14 protein-coding genes are annotated in these 15318 nt (G+C 65.9%); 9 read left to right on the top strand and 5 right to left on the bottom strand.

Annotation, left to right across the window (positions count from 1 at the left end; translation table 11 throughout):
• Nucleotides 1–4 precede the first annotated feature (4 nt).
• From gspL to OX459_RS16605, 8 genes are read left to right on the top strand one after another with little or no spacing between them, the layout of a single operon-like run.
• Nucleotides 5–1234: a type II secretion system protein GspL gene (gene gspL / locus OX459_RS16640; protein WP_289905858.1), complete on the top strand. Its 1230-nt coding sequence runs from the start codon at nt 5–7 to the stop codon at nt 1232–1234.
• On the top strand, nt 1231–1764 hold the full coding sequence (locus OX459_RS16635; protein ID WP_289905857.1) for a type II secretion system protein M: 534 nt from the start codon (nt 1231–1233) through the stop codon (nt 1762–1764). Before gspL ends, OX459_RS16635 begins: the two co-directional genes overlap by 4 nt.
• Nucleotides 1761–2537: a type II secretion system protein N gene (locus tag OX459_RS16630; protein ID WP_099665801.1), complete on the top strand. Its 777-nt coding sequence runs from the start codon at nt 1761–1763 to the stop codon at nt 2535–2537. Before OX459_RS16635 ends, OX459_RS16630 begins: the two co-directional genes overlap by 4 nt.
• The gene (gene gspD / locus OX459_RS16625; RefSeq protein ID WP_289905856.1) at nt 2534–4777 is read left to right on the top strand and encodes a type II secretion system secretin GspD; all 2244 of its coding nucleotides are present in this window, start codon (nt 2534–2536) and stop codon (nt 4775–4777) included. The genes OX459_RS16630 and gspD overlap by 4 nt, the downstream gene beginning before the upstream one ends.
• Before the next feature lie 10 nt (nt 4778–4787).
• On the top strand, nt 4788–6209 hold the full coding sequence (gene gspE, locus OX459_RS16620; protein WP_077398708.1) for a type II secretion system ATPase GspE: 1422 nt from the start codon (nt 4788–4790) through the stop codon (nt 6207–6209).
• 10 nt (nt 6210–6219) lie between these two features.
• A complete protein-coding gene (gspF, locus tag OX459_RS16615; protein ID WP_099665799.1) occupies nt 6220–7440 on the top strand; it encodes a type II secretion system inner membrane protein GspF in 1221 nt (406 codons plus the stop codon).
• Nucleotides 7441–7455: 15 nt separating this feature from the next.
• Nucleotides 7456–8013 (top strand): type II secretion system protein N, encoded by a 558-nt coding sequence (locus OX459_RS16610; RefSeq protein ID WP_289905855.1) that lies wholly within the window; start codon nt 7456–7458, stop codon nt 8011–8013.
• A gap of 58 nt (nt 8014–8071) precedes the next feature.
• Nucleotides 8072–10330 carry a patatin-like phospholipase family protein gene (locus OX459_RS16605; RefSeq protein WP_289905854.1) on the top strand — a complete coding sequence of 753 codons (2259 nt, stop codon included), beginning with the start codon at nt 8072–8074 and terminating at the stop codon, nt 10328–10330.
• On the opposite strand, the gene OX459_RS16600 is transcribed toward OX459_RS16605, so the two are convergent.
• Nucleotides 10303–11079 (bottom strand): helix-turn-helix transcriptional regulator, encoded by a 777-nt coding sequence (locus OX459_RS16600; RefSeq protein WP_180278646.1) that lies wholly within the window; start codon nt 11077–11079, stop codon nt 10303–10305. The two genes, OX459_RS16605 and OX459_RS16600, sit on opposite strands and share 28 nt — an antisense overlap.
• A 167-nt stretch (nt 11080–11246) precedes the next feature.
• On the opposite strand from OX459_RS16600, the gene OX459_RS16595 reads away from it, so the two are divergent.
• A complete protein-coding gene (locus OX459_RS16595; protein WP_099665796.1) occupies nt 11247–11861 on the top strand; it encodes an outer membrane beta-barrel protein in 615 nt (204 codons plus the stop codon).
• A 67-nt stretch (nt 11862–11928) separates the two neighbouring features.
• Here OX459_RS16595 and OX459_RS16590 read toward each other — a convergent pair whose 3' ends face one another.
• From OX459_RS16590 to dksA, 4 genes are all read right to left on the bottom strand, one after another.
• Nucleotides 11929–12123 carry a hypothetical protein gene (locus OX459_RS16590; protein ID WP_289905853.1) on the bottom strand — a complete coding sequence of 65 codons (195 nt, stop codon included), beginning with the start codon at nt 12121–12123 and terminating at the stop codon, nt 11929–11931.
• A 15-nt stretch (nt 12124–12138) separates the two neighbouring features.
• Nucleotides 12139–13491 (bottom strand): ATP-dependent protease ATPase subunit HslU, encoded by a 1353-nt coding sequence (hslU, locus tag OX459_RS16585; protein WP_289905852.1) that lies wholly within the window; start codon nt 13489–13491, stop codon nt 12139–12141.
• Between the two features lie 136 nt (nt 13492–13627).
• Entirely contained in the window at nt 13628–14164 is a 537-nt protein-coding gene (hslV, locus tag OX459_RS16580; RefSeq protein WP_099665794.1) for an ATP-dependent protease subunit HslV, read from the bottom strand.
• Nucleotides 14165–14386: 222 nt separating this feature from the next.
• Complete coding sequence (dksA, locus tag OX459_RS16575) at nt 14387–14839, bottom strand: RNA polymerase-binding protein DksA (RefSeq protein ID WP_034753066.1); 453 nt, start codon at nt 14837–14839, stop codon at nt 14387–14389.
• Between the last annotated feature and the right edge of the window lie 479 nt (nt 14840–15318).

Here is a 15318-nt window from a genome sequence, read left to right as displayed (position 1 = left end):
CACTTTGACAATATTGTATATCCGTCACCCGGCCAAGGCCTCCACCGACAGCGCGCCGGCCTGCTCCTTCGTGCTGGCCGGCGACGGCGGCGCCCTGTTGCAGCAGGGCAGCGCGCCGCTGGGCAGCCTGGGCCAGCTGATCGCCGGCGCGAAGCAGGTGGTGCTGCTGCTGGCGGCGGCCGACGTGACCCTGCTGCGCCTGAAAACGCCGCCGCTGGCCGGCGCCCGCTTGCGCGCGGCCTTGCCGGGCCTGGTGGAAGAACACATTCTCGGCGACACCCAGGATTGCCTGCTGGCCGCCGGCGCGCCCGACGCTGCCGGCATGCGCACGGTGGCCGTGGCGCAGCGCGCCTGGGCCGAGGTACTCGTGAAAGCCTTGCTGGCGCAGGGTGCGCGCAAGGTGGCGCTGCTGCCATCGCAGCTGTGCCTGCCCTTGCAGCCGGGCAGCGTGACGGCTGCCCTGCAAGCCAGCGGCGATGGCCTGGAACTGGCCTTGCGCCAGGCGCCGCAAGAGGGCCTGGGGCTGGTGTTGCCGGCCCAGCCGCAGCAGGCCTTGCTGACGACGCGCGCGTTTGCCGGCGATGTGCCCCTGACGGTCTACGTGGCGCAGGCCGAGCTTGCGCAATATCAACAACTGGCCGCCGGCATGGACGGCGTGACGGTGGAAGCGGACCACTGGGCGCACTGGATCGCCGGCGCCAGGGGCGCGGGACTGGACCTGGCCGCTTCCCTGGGTACGGCGACGGGCTCGGCCACCGAATGGCGCCGCTGGCGCTGGCCGCTGCGCCTGGCGCTGCTGGCCGTGATCGTCAACCTGGCCGGCATGAATATCGAATGGATGCGCTTGAAGCGCGAGGCCGCCACCGTGCGCACCTCGATGCAGCAAACCTTCAAGGCCGCGTATCCGAACGAAACGCCCGTGTATGGCCTGGAAGCAGAGCAGATGCGGCGCAATATCGCCGCCGCCCGCCTGCAGGGCGGGCAAGCGAGCATGGATGACTTCACCAGCATGAGCGCGGCGCTGGGCGAGGCGCTGGGCGGCCTGGCCGGGCGCGGCGTGGTGGCCTCGCTGGAATACCGCGAGCGCAGCCTGATCGTCAAGCTGAAACCGGACATGGTCGACGCCAGCGCCCAGGCGCAGGTGCGCGACGGCCTGGCCGCGCGCAAGCTGGCCTTGAATGAAACGGCGCCGGGCGTGTGGAAGATCACGCCGGCCACGGGAGCAAAAACATGAGTACAGCAGTCAACAAGGCGCGCGCCGCCTGGGCGGGGCAGCAGCAGGCCGTGCAGGCCTTCTGGGCCGAGCGCACGCCGCAGGAGCGCAAGCTCTTGAGCATCGGCGGCGTGGTGGCGGGGCTGGCCCTCGTCTACGCCGTATTCTTCGAGCCGGCCTGGACGGGCCGCATCGCCTTGCAAAAGAGCTTGCCCGAGCTGCGCCAGAACGCGGCCCAGCTGCAGGCGCTGGCGCGCGAAGCGGGCGAGCTGGCGCGCCAGGCGCCCGTGCAGGTCGCTCCCATGAGCCGTGACAGCCTCGACGCGTCCCTGAAGGCGCGCGGCCTGGCGCCGCAATCGCTGTCGCTGACGGGAGAGTACGCGCGCGTGCAATTGAACGGCGTGCCGTTCGCCAGCGTCATGCTGTGGCTCGACGGCTTGCGCCGCGAAGGCCGCGTGGCGGTGCAGGAAGCGAAGATCACGGCGCAGGGCAAGGCGGGGCTGGTCGACGCCAGCCTGACCCTGCACCAGAGCCCGGGCGCGGCGCGATGATGCGCCTGCTAGGCTGGCTGCTGGCCATCATCGTCAGCGTCTGCGTCACCCTGCTGGTGTTTTTCCCGGCCGGCTGGGTCGCCAGTCTCGTGGAAAAGCAGACGGGCGGACGTTTGACCTTGGGCGACGCGCAAGGTACCCTGTGGCGCGGCTCGGCCTTTATCGGCGGGGCGGCCAGCGCGAATGGCGCCGTGACGCCGCTGCTGCCGGGGCGCTTCAGCTGGCGCATTTCGCCCTCCGTGCTGTGGGGATCGGTGGACGTGGAATTGCAGAATGCGCAGGCGCTGTCGCAGGCCGTCAATTTGCGCGGCTCGTGGTCGCACTGGCAAGTCAGCCCGGCGGCCCTGCTGCTGCCGGCCGACGGCCTGGGCGGCCTGGGCGCGCCCTTGAATACCGTGGCGCCGACGGGCAGCATGCGCCTGTCGTGGAGCACCTTGCAGCTGGCGCTGGAAAAACAGCAGTTTTCCGCCATCGGCCGCACGACCCTGCAGATGACGGACATGGCTTCGCGCCTGTCGTCCTTGCGTCCGCTGGGCAGTTACGAGCTCGATTTCGATTGGCAGGGGCAGCAGGCGACGTTGACCTTGCGCTCCATCAAAGGACCGCTGCTGCTCGACGGCAGCGGCAGCCTGCAACAGGGGCGCATGCAGTTTTCCGGCCAGGCCCAGGCCGCAGCAGGATATGAAGAGACCTTGGCGAGTTTGTTGAATTTGCTGGGACAGCGCCGTAGCAATAGCGAAAAAAACATCATCGCCTTAGAGTTCAGACAATGAAAAAACCATCCGTGAGCCCCCATACCTTCTCCTTTTCGCTGCGCCGCCTGTCGGCCGCCGCCTTGCTGTGCTGTTCCGTGGCCGGCATGCCGGCGCCCGTCTGGGCCGCGCCCGGCGATGAAGCGGCGCTCAATTTCGTCGGCGCCGACATCGAATCCGTGATCAAGGCCGTGGGCCATTACACCAACATCAATTTCGTCATCGACCCGCGCGTCAAGGGCACGATCACGCTGGTGTCGGAAAAATCGATCAGCAAGACGCAAGCCTTCGCGCTGCTGGCCTCGGCCCTGCGCCTGCAGGGCTATGCGGTGGTTTCCGGCGACGGCTACGCGAAAGTGGTGCCGGAAGCGGACGCCAAACTGCAATCCGTGCCGACCCAGGTGGGCAACGGCAGCAGCCAGGTGAAGGGCGACCAGATCGCCACCCAGGTGTTTTACCTGAACTACGAATCGTCGGCCAACCTGCTGGCCGTGCTGCGCCCCCTGATTTCGCCGAACAACACGATCAATGCCAACCCTGGCAACAACTCGCTGGTGATCACCGATTACGCGGATAACCTCAAGCGCCTGGCGAAGATCATCGCCGCGCTCGACGTGCCCGCCTCGACGGACCTGGACGTGATCCCCGTGCGCTATGCCATCGCTTCCGACCTGGCCTCGATGGTGAATAAACTGATGGAAGGCGGCAATGCGGGCGGCGCCGCAGGGGCCGACGCGGGCAAGGTATCCGTGCTGGCCGACCCGCGCACCAATTCGCTGGTGCTGCGCGCGCCATCGGCGGCGCGCGCCAACCTGGCCAAGTCGCTCATTTCCAAGCTGGACCAGCCCACCACGCAGCTGGGCAACGTGCACGTGGTGTACCTCAAAAATGCGGACGCCACGAAGCTGGCGCAAACCCTGCGTTCGGTGGTGACGTCGGACGGCACGGCCGCTTCGGCGCAGCAGCCGGGCAACAACAGCCTGAATACGAATAACCAGAACAACCAGGGCGGCGGCATGAACACCACTGGCCTGGGCGGCAATACGCAAAGCGGCACCACGGGCGGCGCTTCGCTGAGCAACGGGCCGCAGCAGCTGTCCTCGGGCGGCGCGGCAGGCTTCATCCAGGCCGACGCTTCCACCAATACCCTGATCCTGACGTGCAACGAGGCCGTCTACCGCAACCTGCGCGCCGTGATCGACCAGCTCGACGTGCGCCGCGCCCAGGTCTACATCGAGGCGCTGATCGTCGAAGTGACGTCGGCCAAGGCCTCCGAGTTCGGCGTGCAGTGGCTGGGGCTTTCCGGCGACAGCAGCAGCAGCTACCGCGTGGGCGCGCTGCAGTCGTTCGCCGGCGGCACCGACAACAATATCGCCAAGCTGGCGCTGGGCGGCGGCAAGGTGCTGCCGACGGGCGGCCTGACGCTGGGCATCTTCAAGCAGATCAACGGCGCGCTGGGCCTGGGCGCCGTGGCGCATGCGCTGGAATCGGACGGCAACGCGAACATCCTGTCGACGCCGAACCTGATCACCCTGGACAACGAGCTGGCGACCATCAAGGTGGGCCAGAACGTGCCTATCCTGACGGGCCAGTACACCAGCACGGCCGGCACCAACACGAACCCGTTCCAGACCATCGACCGCAAGGAGGTGGGCCTGACCCTGAAGGTGCGTCCGCAGATTTCCGAAGGCGGCACGATCAAGCTGGGCATCTATCACGAGACGTCGAGCGTGGACAAGTCCACCTCGACGGCCGTCAGCGGCATCACCATCAACAACCGCGTGATCGAAAACAATGTGCTGGCCGACGATGGCCAGATCATCGTCCTGGGCGGCCTGATCGAGGACAGCACGGGCGACAACGCGGAAAAAGTGCGCGGCCTGGGCGACATTCCCCTGATCGGCAACCTGTTCAAGTACCAGACGCGCGAGCGCAAGAAAACCAATCTGATGATCTTCCTGCGCCCCGTCATCGTGCGCAACAAGGAGCAGAGCGGCAGCCTGGCGGCCGACCGCTACGACTACATGCGTTCGGCCGAGACGGCCGCCGTGCCGGCGTCGGGCAATCTGATGCTGAAAGACCTGGGCACGCCCGTGCTGCCGGCCCTGCAGGATGGCCAGCCGGTGGGCGGCAGCATGGTGACGCGCCCCGTGCCGCCGGCGCCGACGCCGCCGCCAGGCGCTCCGGCCAACGCGGCCACGCCGCCGCAGTCGCTGTTGCAGCAATATCAGCAACAACCGCAGCAACAGCCGCAGAAGTGATGGGACAGTCATGAGTAATCTGCTTCCCTACGCCTACGCGCGCGATTTCGGCTTGCTGGCCCGGCCCGGTGCCGTCGACGGCGCCCCCGTCGAGGTGCTGGTGGCCGCATCGACGGCGCCGGCGGCGATTGCCGAAGTGTCGCGCCGTTTCGGCCAGATCCAGCTGACGGTGCTGCCGCGCGGCGACCTTGATGCGGCCATTGCCGGCGCCTACGCGGGCGGCGGCGGCGACGCGTCGCAGATGGCCGATGAATTCGATGCCGACCTGGATTTGACAAAACTGCTGCAGGACGTGCCGGCCATCGAGGATTTGCTCGAATCGTCCGACGACGCGCCCGTCATCCGCATGATCAACGCGCTGCTCACGCAGGCGCTGCGCGAAGGCGCGTCCGATATCCACATCGAGCCGTTCGAGCAGACGTCCGTCGTGCGCTTCCGCATCGACGGCAGCCTGCGCGACGTCGTGCGTCCCAGGAAAGCCATCCACGGTTCGCTGATTTCGCGCATCAAGATCATGGCGCAGCTCGACATCGCCGAAAAGCGCTTGCCGCAGGACGGCCGCATCACCCTGCGCGTGGGCGGCAAGCCCGTCGACGTGCGCGTCTCGACCCTGCCCACCGGGCATGGCGAACGGGCCGTGCTGCGTTTGCTGGACAAGGAAGCGGGGCGCCTCGACCTGCAGCACCTGGGCATGAGCGCGCCCATGCTGGGACAGTTCGACGGCCTGATCACGCAGCCGCACGGCATCGTGCTCGTCACGGGCCCCACCGGCTCGGGCAAGACGACGACGCTGTACGCGGCGCTGTCGATGCTCAACGCCACCACGACGAACATCCTGACGGTGGAAGACCCGATCGAGTACGACCTGGCCGGCGTCGGCCAGACGCAGGTCAATCCGCGCATCGACATGACATTTGCCAAGGCGCTGCGGGCGATTTTGCGGCAAGATCCAGATGTGATCATGATCGGCGAGATCCGCGACCTGGAAACGGCGCAGATCGCCGTGCAGGCATCCTTGACGGGTCACCTGGTGCTGGCGACCCTGCATACGAACGACGCCTCGGCAGCCGTCACGCGCCTGCTCGACATGGGCATCGAGCCGTTCCTGCTGTCGTCGTCGCTCCTAGGCGTGCTGGCGCAGCGCCTGGTGCGCAAGCTGTGCGGTTCCTGCAAGACCTTCGACGGCCAGTACTGGCAGGCGGTCGGCTGCGAGCATTGCGGCCAGACGGGCTACCAGGGCCGCGTGGGCGTGTACGAGCTGCTGCGCACGACGGAGCAGATCCGCGCGCAGATCCACAACCGCGCCTCGGAAGCGGAAGTGCGCGCCGTGGCCCTGCAGGACGGCATGACGAGCATGCGCGACGACGGCGAACGCTGGCTGCGCGACGGCACCACCACGCAGGCCGAGTTGCTGCGCGTGACCAAAGACTAGGCCCGCCACCATGCCCGCATTCCGCTATGAAGCCGTCGACGCGCAAGGCGCCACCCGCAAGGGCGTGCTCAATGCCGACAGTCCCCGTTCCGCGCGCGCCGAGTTGCGCGTGCAAGGCCTGGTACCGCTGGCCGTCGAGCCGATCGCCGCGCAGGTCGACGCCGCCGGCGTGACCAAACGGCGCGGCTTCGGCGAGCGCCTGTCGAGCACCGAGCTGGCCCTGTTTACGCGCCAGCTGGCCAGTTTGCTGGAAGCGGGCCTGCCGCTGGAGCAGGCGTTTTCCGCGCTGCTGGAACAGGCCGAGCGGCCGTATCTGCGCGATTTGATCGCCTCGATCCGCTCGGAAGTGATCGGCGGCGCCGCGTTTTCCGACGTGCTGGCGCGCCATCCGCGCGATTTCGCGGAAATTTACCGGGCGCTGGTGGCGTCGGGCGAGCAGATCGGCCATTTGTCGCGCGTGCTCTCGCGCCTGGCCGACTATATCGAGCGGCGCAATGCGCTGGTGCAGAAGGTCAAGCTGGCATTCACGTATCCGGCCATCGTCACGGTGGTGGCGTTTTCCATCGTGATTTTCCTGCTCACCTATGTGGTGCCGCAGATCGTTTCCGTATTCGCCAATACCAAGCAGAAGCTGCCCATGCTGACGGTGATCATGCTGGCGCTGTCGGACTTCGTACGCAACTATGGCCTCGTCGTGGCCGTGATCCTGGCCGGCGCCTGGTTCGCCTGGCGCCGCGCGCTGCAGCAGCCGGCCCTGAAACGGCGCTGGCATACCTGGCTGCTGACGGCGCCCCTGTATGGGAAATTCGAGCGCAGCCTGAACACGGCGCGCTTCGCCAGCACCCTGGCCATCACCACGGGGTCCGGCGTGCCGATCCTGCGCGCGCTCGACACGAGCCGCGACACGCTCACCAACGTGGCGATGCAGGAACTGGTGGCTGACGCCAGCGGCGCCGTGCGCGAGGGCGTCAGCCTGGCGCGCGCGCTGTCGGCGCAAAAGCATTTTCCGCCCATGCTGATCCACATGATACGCGCGGGCGAAATCACGGGCGAGCTGCCGGCCATGCTTGAACGCGCCGCCAGCGCGCAGGAGCAGGACCTGGAACGCCGCACGCTCACCATCGCCGGCCTGCTGGAACCGGCCCTGATCCTGGCGATGGGCGTGGTGGTGCTGCTGATCGTGCTGGCCGTGCTGATGCCGATTATCGAAATCAATCAGCTTGTAAGATAAGTATCCAAGGAAGCCATGAAGCGTTTGCCTCAAGTTACAAGTTTGCTCGCCGTCGTGGCGCTGTCCGTGTCGCTGGCCTATTGGGCCATGCAGCTGTTTAAGGCGCCGCAGCGTCCCATCAATCCGCCCCCCAATCCGGTGGTGCAGGATGCCAGCGTGGAGGCGGGCGCCTCGCTGTTCGGTGGCCAGGTCAGCGTGGCCACGGCCAGCAACTACCAGCTCAAGGGCGTGGTGGCCGCCGGCAATGGCCGCGGCAGCGTGGCCATCATCTCGACCGATGGCAAGCCCTCCGTGGCCTTGCCGGAAGGAGCCGAAGTGGTGCCCGGCGTGACGGTGCTGGAAGTGCATGCGCGCCACGTGCTGCTGCGCGACGGCGGCGTGAGCAAGCGCATCGACCTGGTGGCCGACGACAAGGCGCTGGCCTTGCCGGGGCAGGTGTCCGCCACCCCGACGCCGGCCGCGGCCCCTGCGCCGGTCACGAACCTGGTGCCGCCGCCGCTGCCGATGGAGCAGCAGCGGCCGGCGACCATGATGCCGGCGCCGCAAGTGAGCAGCGTGCCGCCGCCGAATTAACGCTGTTTTTATCGTATTTTGCCGATGGCGCCATGCCGCCATCGCCACAGGAGTCTTCATGTTCTCGATTCGTGCCGTCCTGGCGGGCTGCGTGGCGGCGCTGTGCGCCTTGCCGCCGGCTGCCGCCGCCGATGTTCCCGCCGCCACTACCCCCGCCTCCACCGCCACGCCGGCCGTTTCCGCACCCGTCGCGGCGCGTCCGCGCATCGCCCTGGTGCTGTCGGGCGGCGGCGCGCGCGGCCTGGCGCATATCGGCGTCTTGAAAGTGCTGCAGGAGCTGCATGTGCCGATCGACATGGTGGTCGGTACCAGCATGGGCGGCGTGGTGGGCGGCGCGTATGCGGCCGGCGCCTCCGTGGCGGACCTGGAAAAGATGGCGCGCGAGACCAACTGGGCGCGCGTGGTGGCCGACCGGCCGCCGCGCGACGAACTGGCGTTCCGCCGCCGCGAGGAAGATTTGTTGCTGCCGTCGCGCATCGAGTTTGGCACCAGCCGCAACGGCATTTCCACGCCGCCGTCGGCGGCCAGCAATGCGGCGCTGGAAATGGCCTTGAACCGGCTGCTGCCGGCCGGCATGCGCGACCGCCCCGCCAGCCAGCTGCCGCTGCCTTTCCGCTCGGTGGCGTCGGACCTGGTCAATGGCGAACTGGTGGAACTGGTCGATACACCCCTGTTCCTGTCGATGCGCGCCTCGCTGGCCGTGCCGGGCGTGTTTGCCCCCGTACGCGTGAATAACCGGCTGGTGGTCGATGGGGGCCTGGTGCGCAACCTGCCCGTCGACATGGCGCGCGCCATGGGCGCCGACATCATCATCGCCGTCAACGTGGGCACGCCGCTGGCGCCGGAAAAAGAGCTGGGCAGCGCCATCGGCGTGGCGCAGCAGATGCTGCAAATCCTCACGGAACAGAATGTGCAGCGCTCGCTCAAGGAGCTGCAGCCGCAGGATATCCTGGTGGCGCCGGATTTGACGGGCGTCAGTTTCCTCGACTTTGAAAACTATGCGCGCGCCATGCGCGCCGGCGAGCAGGCGGCGCAGGCCCTGGCCGCCCGCCTGGCGCCGCTGGCCCTGCCGCCGGAACAGTATGCGGCGCGCGAGCAGCTGCGCCTGGCCGCGCCGGCCCTGCTGGACGTGGCCCTGCCGCTCACGCGCCTGGCCGTGGAGAGCGAAGGCGATATCAATCCGCGCATCCTGCAGGCGCAATCGGGCCTGGTGGAAGGGCAGTCGATCAGCCAGGAAGATGTGCTCAAGGCGGCGGCCAAGCTGTATGGCCGCGGCGACGTGGCGCGCGTGGAGACGGAAGTGGTCGATTCCGGCGACCAGCGCGCCGTCACCATCAAGGCCGTCGAAGCGCCGTGGGCCAGCAGCCGCCTGCGCGTGGGCCTGGAAGTGGGCAGCGATTTCAGGGACAGCAATACCTTTGCCCTGAAGCTGCTGCATGTGCGCTCGAATCTGAACAGCTGGGGCGGCGAATTGCGCAGCATGGCGCAGATCGGCACCACGCGCAATTTCGGGGTGCAGTACTGGCAACCGCTGGGCGCCGGCAACCCGTGGTATATCGCGCCGTCGATCCAGTACAGCTCGCAGGCGGTCGACCTGTTCGACAAGGGACGGCGCAGCGCGCGCGTCGCCTACAGCGGCCAGGGCGCCAGCCTGGTGCTGGGACGCCAGTTCGGCTTCTGGGGCGACCTGCAGTTCGGCGTCTCGCGCAGCGAAGTCAAGGCCGGCGTCAGCATCCCGGCCGACCCGGCCTACCCGCAGGAGCGGGCGCTGGGCACCAACCAGTTCGTCCAGTTCCGCGTCGATACGCTCGATTCGCCCGGTTTCCCCACGCGCGGCGTGCTGTTTGACGCCACCTGGACGCGCGCCTCGACCACGGGTTCGGGCGAGACGGGCCTGGGGCGTTCCGCCATCACGGGCTTGAAGGCCTTTGGCCGCGGCAATTGGGCCGGCCATGTGTATGGCGAATGGGCGCGCGCGCAGCGGGGCGAGGCGCCACTCAGCCTGGGCGGCTTCCTGCGCCTGTCCGGCACGCAGTTCGAATCGGTGACGGGGCGCAGCGTGGCCCTGGCGCGCTTCGTGATGGCGCGTCGCATCGGTTCCCTGCCCAGCACCCTGGGCGGCGCCGTGCGGGCCGGCTTTTCGCTGGAAATGGGCGGCGGCTTCGATCAGAGCGAGCACTGGAAATCCACCAAATTCACGCAGGCCAGCAGCGCCTTCATCTCCGTCGATACGCGCTTCGGTCCGGTGTACGTGGCGTCGGGCGCATCGAAGGGCGGCGAGAGCACGCTCTACCTGTTCCTGGGGCCGGTCTGGTAGGGCGCGGCGGACGCCGTACTGCGGCGCAGGGCCGTGAAGGCGGCAAATTCCCATGAGCGAAAGCCCAGCAGCAGGGTAAAGCCGTCGCGCTCGGCGGGGGCCAGGCGGCGGTCGTTCTGGTGCAGGCGCGCCAGTTCCTCGGCCAGCTGGCGGATCTTTTGCACCAGCTCCTGCGCGCTCGACAGCGACAGGCGCGCCGGGATGCACATCAGGGTTTCGCCGGCGCCGTCAAAATGCCCGCTGAAATAATCGGCCACCACGTGTTCGCGGAAGTACTGCTGCACCGGGCCGTCGGCCAGCCAGTGGAAGGCGTTCGAGACGCGCAGGCTATAGCGGTTCAGCGGCTTGAGCTCGATCAAGCCCAGGCGATCCAGCTCCGCCAGGCAGCCGATGCATTCGGCTTGCGTCAGCGCATACGTTTCCACCACCTGTTCCAGGCTCCAGTGACCGAGGCAGCAGATCGCCACCAGCAGCAGGCGCGGATGCGCCACCAGCGACTTTTCCTGCACCAGGGTGAGCGTGTCGGCATGCGGCGTGATGTCGGCCGCGCCGCGCAGCACGTCTTCCATGGCGATGCCCGAGGCCTTGCAGATCAGGGCCAGGCGCGACAGCGACATGTCGTGCTGGCCAAACATGCGCTTGACGCTCGATTCGCTCATGCCGATGCGTTCGGCCAGCACTTTGTAGGTGATGCCGGCGGCGCGCAGTTGCGTGCGCAGCACGCGCAAAACCAGTTCGGGTGAACTCACGGATATCCTTTTTGATAAGTTTGGTAGCGGGTAACGGTACCGAATGTAGCCCTTAATGGCACTTTGCACAAGGTGATAGTACTTTACGGCAAAAGAGATGACACTCCCGCTTGTGGCTCGCACGGCGCGCTACAACCAGGCAACTCATCCACTTGTAGAGGTTATTCATGTCCTTCAAATTACGTTTCCCCGCAGCGCTGCTGGCGCTGGCCGCCATCGCTCCCTTGCATGCATCGGCAGCCGATCCTGCGCCGGGCCCCATCTACATGGGCGCCAGCTATGGCTTTCGCGCCAGTACCGGCCTCGACTGCGTGCCGGGACAAAACGATTGCGACAAAAGCAGCAAGCGCAACGGCAAGGCCTACGTGGGTTACAGTTTCGACGCGCTGCCGTTTCAGGGCGGCGTGGCCCTGCCTTCGATTGAGCTGGTGGGGTATATGGGCGGCGAAGTGAAGTCCGGCTTCGACACGGGCGCCGGCCGGCGCGCGGGCCGCGGCAAGTTCACGGGCCTCGGCATGCAGGGCGTGCTCGGCTACCAGTTTGACGCGTTCACCCTGAGCGGCCGCCTGGGTGCAGCTTACACACAGGGCAAGGTCGATTATCTGGGCGGCGGTTCGGACAAGAAGGACAAGATCGGCCTGACCTACGGTATCGGCGCGGCGTATGCGCTGAACAAGAACTGGGCGCTGCACCTGGACTGGGACCGCGTGCCGGTCAAGTACAGCAGCAAGCAGACGACCAAGGTCGACATGTTTTCGCTGGGCGCGTCCTACCGTTTCTAAGGGGGCGCTGCTGCGGCAGAGAGTGGCCTGATGGCGGACGCCCCTGACCGGGGTGTCCGCGGGCGGCCTATTTGCCTATTTCGACTTTCAACAGCAATTTCGCCAGCAGCCGTTTTTCCTGCTGGCGCTGGCCTGACACGGTCTTGACGTGCGCCCCGGCGGCGCGCTGCAGGGCTGCAGTGGCGACAGGGTTGCGCGGTTTTTGCGAGGGTTCGACGCGGAACTGCATTTTTTGCCGCGTCGCCAATGCCTTGTTTGCCATCGGTCCCCTCCCTGATTACAGCACGTAGCGCGACAGGTCTTCGTTGACCGACAGCGCTTCCAGGCGTTCGTTGACATACGCGGCGTCGATCACCAGCAGGTTTTCCGTGCTGCTGCTGCCTTCGCTGGCCGTAAACGACACTTCTTCCAGCAGTTTTTCCATCACCGTATGCAAGCGGCGCGCGCCGATGTTTTCCGTGCGCTCGTTCACCGAGTAGGCGATTTCCGCCAGGCGCGTGATGCCTTCCGGCGCAAATTGCAGCTTCAGGTTTTCCGTCGCCAGCAAGGCTTCGTACTGCATCGTCAGGCAGGCGTCCGTGCTCGTCAAGATGCGTTCGAAGTCCGAGATCGACAGCGATTCGAGTTCCACGCGGATGGGGAAGCGCCCCTGCAGTTCCGGGATCAGGTCCGACGGTTTCGACAGGTGGAACGCGCCCGAGGCGATGAACAGGATGTGGTCCGTGCGGATCATGCCGTACTTGGTGTTGACGGTGGTGCCCTCGACCAGCGGCAGCAGGTCGCGCTGCACGCCCGCGCGCGAGACGTCGGCGCCGCCGGACTCCGAGCGCGAGGCGATCTTGTCGATTTCATCGAGGAAGACGATGCCGTTCTGCTCGACGTTCTGGATGGCTTTCTGTTTCAGCTCATCTTCGTTGAGCAGCTTCGCCGCTTCTTCCTCGACCAGCAGTTTCAACGCTTCGCGGATCTTGACCTTGCGCGCCTTCTTGCGCTGTCCGCCCACGCCCGAGAACATGGACTTGATCTGTTCCGTCATTTCTTCCATGCCCGGCGGCGCCATGATTTCCATCTGCGGGCCCGCCTCGGCCAGCTCGATCTCGATTTCCTTGTCATCGAGCTCGCCCTGGCGCAAGCGTTTGCGGAAGGTCTGGCGCGTGCTGTCGCCGCTGCCCGTGTCCACGGCCGCCGCCGTATTCGGCGTGAAGCCGAAGTCGCGCGCCGGCGGCACGAGGATGTCGATCACGCGGTCTTCGGCCGCATCTTCGGCGCGCGTGCGTACTTTCTTCATTTCCAGCGCGCGCGTCTGCTTGATGCCGATGTCGATCAGGTCGCGGATGATGGTGTCGACGTCGCGCCCCACATAGCCCACTTCCGTGAACTTGGTCGCTTCGATCTTGATGAACGGCGCCTCGGCCAGCTTGGCCAGGCGGCGGGCGATTTCCGTCTTGCCGACGCCCGTGGGGCCGATCATGAGGATGTTCTTGGGCGTGATTTCATGGCGCAGGGGCTCGGCCACCTGCTGGCGGCGCCAGCGGTTGCGCAGGGCGATGGCGACGGCGCGCTTGGCCTTGGCCTGGCCCACCACGTGCTTGTCGAGTTCGGTGACGATTTCCGACGGGGTCATGTTCATGATCATAGTTGGCTTTCTATCTTTCTTTTGCGTAGAGTGCCCGAAAAACGTTCAGGGCAAGGCGCTTGGCCGCAGGCAGTACCTTTTTGTACGCCCAGGCCATGCAACGCAGCCATGGGCGTTTTCTCGGGGACTCTTAGTCCAAGGTCTCGATGATGTGGGACATATTCGTGTAAATGCACAGCTCGGCGGCGATGGTCAGCGATTTCTTGACCACCTCGGCCGGCGAGAGCTCCGTGTTTTCCTGCAGCGCCTTGGCGGCGGACTGGGCGTAGGTGCCGCCCGAGCCGATGGCGCCGATGCCGTCTTCCGGTTCCAGCACGTCGCCATTGCCCGTGATGACCAGCGTCGATTCGCTGTCGGCCACCAGCAGCATCGCTTCCAGGCGGCGCAGCACGCGGTCGGTGCGCCAGTCCTTGGCCAGTTCGACGGAGGCGCGCAGCAGATTGCCCTGGTGTTTTTCCAGCTTGCCTTCGAAGCGGTCGAGCAAGGTGAACGCGTCGGCGGTGCCGCCGGCAAAGCCGACCAGGACCTTGCCCTGATACAACTTACGCACTTTGCGGGCTGTGCCCTTCATGACGATGTTGCCCAGCGTTACCTGGCCGTCGCCGCCCAGGGCGACTTGCTTGCCGCGCCGGACGCAGAGGATGGTGGTGCCGTGAAATTGTTCCATAGTGACCTCAAAAGATTCGTGCCGATGCGTGCAAGGCCATGCGATTGCGCGCCCATGGCTCAAAAGTGGGGATGGAAAAGGCAATTGCAAGCGGCACTTTCCACTGCCGTGCTTGCTTCAGTGTAGTCGGCGCGGGACGAAAAAAAAGCACGCAACCGGAGGTCGTGTGCTTTTTTATTCGCCATTGCGGGCCGCCGGGGCGGCCGCGCAAGGGGAGGGCGATCAGTCGCCGTACAGCTTTTGCTTCAGTTCGCGCCGTTGCTGGGCTTCCAGCGACAGGGTGGCGGTCGGACGGGCGATCAGGCGCGGGATGCCGATAGGCTCGCCCGTTTCTTCGCACCAGCCATAGTCGCCGGCGTCGATGCTGGCGATCGATTGCTGCACTTTCTTCAGCAATTTGCGTTCGCGGTCGCGCGTGCGCAGTTCCAGCGCATGCTCTTCCTCGATGGTGGCGCGGTCGGCAGGGTCCGGTACGAGCACGGTTTCACGCAAGTGTTCCGTGGTTTCGCCGGCGTTTTTCAGCAAGTCTTTTTCGAGCTGCTGCAGGCGCGCCTTGAAGAATGCCAGTTGTGCCGGATTCATGTAGTCATCTTCGCTCATGGCGCGAATTTGGTCTTCGCTGATGAGAGGGATGTCTTGGTTGGCGGCCGGGGTCGATTTATTAGTTTTGGTCATAACTTCGCTTACCTTCGATACGACAGAGTTTTCAAATTGATCAGTTGATGCGGCGATACCGAGCAACTGTACAGGTTCCGCTTGGCATTGCTGTCCCGCTGTACTGCGTGCGACCTTGGCTTGCCGGCGAAAGCCAGGACTACCGGCCGGCTAAGGTGCCATGTTGATAACTTTTTACCGCTCTATGCCAGTCGCGCTATGCGCGCGTCAACAGGCGTGTTGGGTGGATCGGTTGCATGCCTGGCATGCGGCCAGCGGCAGTTTGCCAGCATTTCATGACAGGCGAACGACATGGGCCGTTTTCGTCGCTGATTTTGGCACGCTTTGCTTTATATTGCCATCCCGATTTGTTGACTAGCCGATCAGAAACGGCTACTTGTTGGTTTATGCCAGCAAGACGGGTGTCAGACAGCGGGAAAGCGTGCTTAACTTTCCCTTTTGTTTCTGCTTTGCAACGGATACTTTGCAAAACCCGGCTA

Origin of the sequence: Janthinobacterium sp. SUN026 (assembly GCF_030397625.1) — a bacterium.
In the GTDB taxonomy this organism is placed as follows: Bacteria; Pseudomonadota; Gammaproteobacteria; order Burkholderiales; family Burkholderiaceae_D; genus Janthinobacterium; species Janthinobacterium kumbetense.
Note: the sequence above shows the minus strand (reverse complement) of the source record. Positions and strands in the feature narration are given on the sequence as shown.